Below are 4364 nucleotides of genomic sequence, written 5' to 3'. Positions count from 1 at the left end.
GGCCGACGCGCACGCCGTCGCCACGACCGCCGGCGGCCCGGTGGCCGTCCGCGCCGCCGCCCGCCTGGTCCTCGACGAGGCAGCCCGCCTCACGCCGCCCCTCGACCTGGACTACCTGGCCCTGGTCGACCCGTCCGACTTCACCGAGATCGGCGACGACTTCACCGGAGAGGCCGTCCTCGCCGTGGCCGCCCGCGTGGGCGCCACCCGCCTGATCGACAACCTCCCCCTGACCTTCGGAACCTTCGGAGCCGCCTCGTGACCAGCACAGGCATACGACTGCACGCGCCCGCGCCCGGGTGGTCCATCGACGCGGACGTCGTGGTCGTCGGTTCCGGCGTCGCCGGCCTCACCGCCGCCCTGCGCTGCGAGGCCGCCGGCCTGACGACGGTGGTCGTCACCAAGGCCCGCCTCGACGACGGCTCCACCCGCTGGGCCCAGGGCGGCATCGCCGCGGCCCTCGGCGAGGGCGACACCCCCGAGCAGCACCTGGACGACACCCTGGTCGCCGGCGCGGGCCTGTGCGACGAGGATGCGGTCCGCATCCTCGTCACCGAGGGGCCCGACGCCGTACGCCGCCTCATCGCGACCGGCGCGCACTTCGACGAGTCGACCGACGGCGGCCTGGAACTCACCCGCGAGGGCGGCCACCACCGCCGCCGCATCGCCCACGCGGGTGGCGACGCCACCGGCGCGGAGATCTCCCGCGCCCTCGTCGAGGCGGTCCGCGCACGCGGGATGCGCACCATCGAGAACGCCCTCGTCCTCGACCTCCTCACCGACGCCGACGGCCGCACCGCCGGCGTCACCCTGCACGTCATGGGGGAGGGCCAGCACGACGGCGTGGGCGCCGTCCACGCGCCCGCCGTGGTCCTGGCGACCGGCGGCATGGGCCAGGTCTTCTCGGCGACCACGAATCCCGCCGTCTCCACGGGCGACGGCGTGGCCCTCGCCCTCCGCGCGGGCGCCGAGGTGAGCGACCTCGAATTCGTCCAGTTCCACCCGACGGTGCTCTTCCTCGGACCCGAGGCGGAGGGCCAGCAGCCGCTGGTCTCCGAGGCGGTACGCGGTGAGGGCGCCCACCTGGTGGACGCCGACGGCGTGCGCTTCATGCGGGGGCAGCACGAACTCGCCGAACTCGCGCCCCGGGACATCGTCGCCAAGGGCATCATGCGCCGCATGCAGGAGCAGGACGCCGAGCACATGTACCTCGACGCCCGCCACTTCGGCGCCGAGATGTGGGAACACCGCTTCCCCACGATCCTCGCCGCCTGCCGCGCGCACGGCATCGACCCGGTCACCGAGCCCGTTCCGGTCGCCCCGGCCGCCCACTACGCCTCCGGCGGCGTCCGCACCGACTCCCACGGCCGCACCACCGTGCCCGGCCTGTACGCGTGCGGAGAGGTCGCCTGCACCGGCGTGCACGGCGCCAACCGCCTCGCCTCCAACTCCCTCCTCGAGGGCCTGGTCTACGCCGAGCGCATCGCCGCCGACATCGCGCGCGCCGGAAACACCCTCCACGCGCGCGTGCCGCAGCCGCTCCCCGTCACGGAGCGCCCCGCCCATCCCCTCCTCCCCCCGGAGGCCCGCTTCACCATCCAGCGGATCATGAGCCGGGGAGCAGGCGTGCTCCGCTCCGCGGCCTCCCTCTCCCAGGCCGCCGACAGTCTCCACCGACTCCACGCCGACGCACGCGACGCCCTCGACGAGAACGGCAAGACCGCCGAGCCCGGCGTCGACACCTGGGAGGCCACCAACCTCCTGTGCGTGGCCCGCGTCCTGGTCACCGCCGCGCAGCGGCGCGAGGAGACCCGCGGCTGCCACTGGCGCGAGGACCGCCCCGAGCGCGACGACACGACCTGGCGCCGCCACATCGTCGTACGGCTGAATCCGGACCGATCGCTGGCGGCGCACACCACCGACACCACAGACTTCCCCCCGACCCTCACCCAGGCCCAGGAGCAGTGACAGCAGTGACCACCCCCGACCTTCCCCTCGTTTCCTCCGGCGGCTGTGGCGACGGCTGCGCCTGCGGCGCCGACGAGGAGACCTACCTGGAGTGCGGCCTCGACCCCGCGCTCGCCCAGCTCCTGGCCGACGCGGGCCTCGACCCCGTCGAGGTCGAGGACATCGCCAACGTCGCCCTCCAGGAGGACCTGGCCCACGGCGTGGACGTGACGACGGTCGCGACCATCCCGGAGGACGCCGTCGCCACCGCCGACTTCACCGCGCGGGAGGCGGGCACCGTGGCGGGCCTCCGGATCGCCGAGGCGGTCATGTCGGTCGTCTGCACGGAGGAGTTCGAGGTCGAACGCCACGCGGAGGACGGCGACCGCGTCGAGGCGGGCCAGACCCTGCTCTCCGTCACGACCCGCACCCGCGACATCCTCACCGCGGAACGCAGCGCCCTGAACCTCCTGTGCCGCCTGTCGGGCATCGCGACCGCCACGCGCGCGTGGGCGGACGTCCTCGAAGGCACCAAGGCGAAGGTCCGCGACACCCGCAAGACCACGCCCGGCCTGCGCAGCCTGGAGAAGTTCGCCGTGCGCTGCGGCGGCGGTGTCAACCACCGCATGTCCCTCTCGGACGCGGCCCTGGTCAAGGACAACCACGTGGTGGCCGCCGGCGGTGTCGCCGCGGCCTTCAACGCGGTCCGCGAGCGCTTCCCCGACGTCCCGATCGAGGTCGAGGTCGACACCCTGCACCAGCTCCGCGAGGTCCTGGACGCCGGCGCCGACCTGATCCTGCTGGACAACTTCACGCCCGGCGAGTGCGAGGAGGCGGTGGCCCTCGTCGGCGGCCGCGCCGCCCTGGAGGCCTCCGGCCGCCTCACCCTCACCAACGCGAAGGCGTACGCGGACACGGGCGTCGACTACCTGGCGGTGGGCGCCCTCACCCACTCCTCGCCGATCCTCGACATCGGCCTCGACCTGCGAGCGGCGGAGTAGGACCGGTCATGCTGCTGACGATCGACGTGGGCAACACGCACACCGTCCTGGGCCTCTTCGACGGCGACGACATCGTCGAACACTGGCGCATCTCCACGGACGCGCGCCGCACGGCCGACGAACTCGCGGTCCTGCTCCAGGGCCTGATGGGCATGCACCCGCTGCTGGGCGACGACCTGGGCGACGGCATCGACGGCATCGCGATCTGCGCGACGGTCCCGTCCGTCCTGCACGAACTCCGCGAGGTCACCCGCCGCTACTACGGCGACGTGCCGGCGGTGCTGGTCGAGCCGGGCGTGAAGACGGGCGTGCCGATCCTCACCGACAACCCCAAGGAGGTCGGCGCGGACCGCATCATCAACGCGGTCGCGGCGGTCGACCTCTACGGCGGTCCGGCGATCGTCGTCGACTTCGGCACGGCGACGACGTTCGACGCGGTCTCCGCACGGGGGGAGTACGTCGGCGGGGTCATCGCCCCCGGCATCGAGATCTCCGTCGAGGCGCTCGGCGTCCGCGGCGCGCAGCTGCGGAAGATCGAGGTGGCGCGTCCGCGCAGCGTGATCGGCAAGAACACGGTCGAGGCGATGCAGTCCGGCATCATCTACGGATTCGCCGGTCAGGTCGACGGGGTGGTCAACCGGATGGCCCGCGAGCTGGCGGACGACCCCGAGGACGTGACGGTCATCGCGACGGGTGGGCTGGCGCCGATGGTGCTGGGCGAGAGCTCGGTCATCGACGAGCACGAGCCGTGGCTGACGCTGATCGGCCTGCGCCTGGTGTACGAACGCAACGTGTCACGTCTGTAACGCACGGGTGCCTGCGCGGCCCGGCGCGTTTGCGGGGTGCCGTCGCGTCGGCGTGGGCCGGGTGTGGGTGCGCGCGGCCCGGTGTTTTGCGGGTGCCCGGCATGGGTGTGGACCGGGGGTGGGGTTGCGCAGCCCGGCGCTTGCGGGGTGCCTCCCCCAGAGGGGGTACCCCCAGCGCCCACCCTCCCCCACTCTCGGCTTCTCCCCCACTCTCGGCTTCTCCCCCACTCTCGGCTTCGCTCGAGCGGGGGGACCCCCATGAGCGGGGGGACCCCCATTGCCCTGGGGGCACCTCCCAGGCCCTTGAGGCACTGGGGGAGGCACGACTGCCCGCGGAGGGCGGGGCATGCGGTGCGACTGCCCGCGAAGGACGCCGCGTACGGCGGGGAGGGGACGGGGCGGGGGTGGCCGCCCGCAGTGGCCGGCGCGTCCGCGCCCTGCACCCCCTCCAGGCAACCCGATCGCGCCGGTCCGAGGACGGACACCCCCGACGCGGCCCCGACCCACCCACCGACCGTGGGCGCTACCCCAGCCCCACCGGACCGAAAGCCGCACCGCAGGCATGGGACCCGCACCCCACCGGACCGAAAGCCGCACCGCAGGCACCCCA

4 protein-coding genes are annotated in these 4364 nt (G+C 73.9%); all 4 read left to right on the top strand.

From position 1 onward, the window contains the following. Positions 1 to 262, top strand: a 262-nt coding sequence (locus B7767_RS42025; protein ID WP_179167550.1) for a pantoate--beta-alanine ligase, incomplete at its 5' end; no start/stop codon positions are given. Beyond that, positions 259 to 1968 carry an L-aspartate oxidase gene (locus tag B7767_RS42020; RefSeq protein ID WP_085576423.1) on the top strand — a complete coding sequence of 570 codons (1710 nt, stop codon included), beginning with the start codon at positions 259 to 261 and terminating at the stop codon, positions 1966 to 1968. The genes B7767_RS42025 and B7767_RS42020, both read left to right, overlap by 4 nt. 5 nt (positions 1969 to 1973) lie before the next feature. Beyond that, the gene (nadC, locus tag B7767_RS42015) at positions 1974 to 2948 is read left to right on the top strand and encodes a carboxylating nicotinate-nucleotide diphosphorylase (protein ID WP_085576422.1); all 975 of its coding nucleotides are present in this window, start codon (positions 1974 to 1976) and stop codon (positions 2946 to 2948) included. An 8-nt stretch (positions 2949 to 2956) separates the two neighbouring features. Continuing rightward, complete coding sequence (locus tag B7767_RS42010; RefSeq protein WP_030863413.1) at positions 2957 to 3754, top strand: type III pantothenate kinase; 798 nt, start codon at positions 2957 to 2959, stop codon at positions 3752 to 3754. Positions 3755 to 4364 lie beyond the last annotated feature (610 nt).

This window comes from Streptomyces sp. 13-12-16 (assembly GCF_002114215.1).
GTDB lineage: Bacteria > Actinomycetota > Actinomycetes > Streptomycetales > Streptomycetaceae > Streptomyces.
The sequence above is the reverse complement of the archived record's forward strand: the minus strand, read 5'-3'. Positions and strand labels throughout refer to the sequence as shown.

Coding starts and splice junctions, on each gene's coding strand:
- B7767_RS42010 (WP_030863413.1), top strand. CDS start 2,957: ATGCTGCTGACGATCGACGTGGGCAACACGCACACCGTCCTGGGCCTC.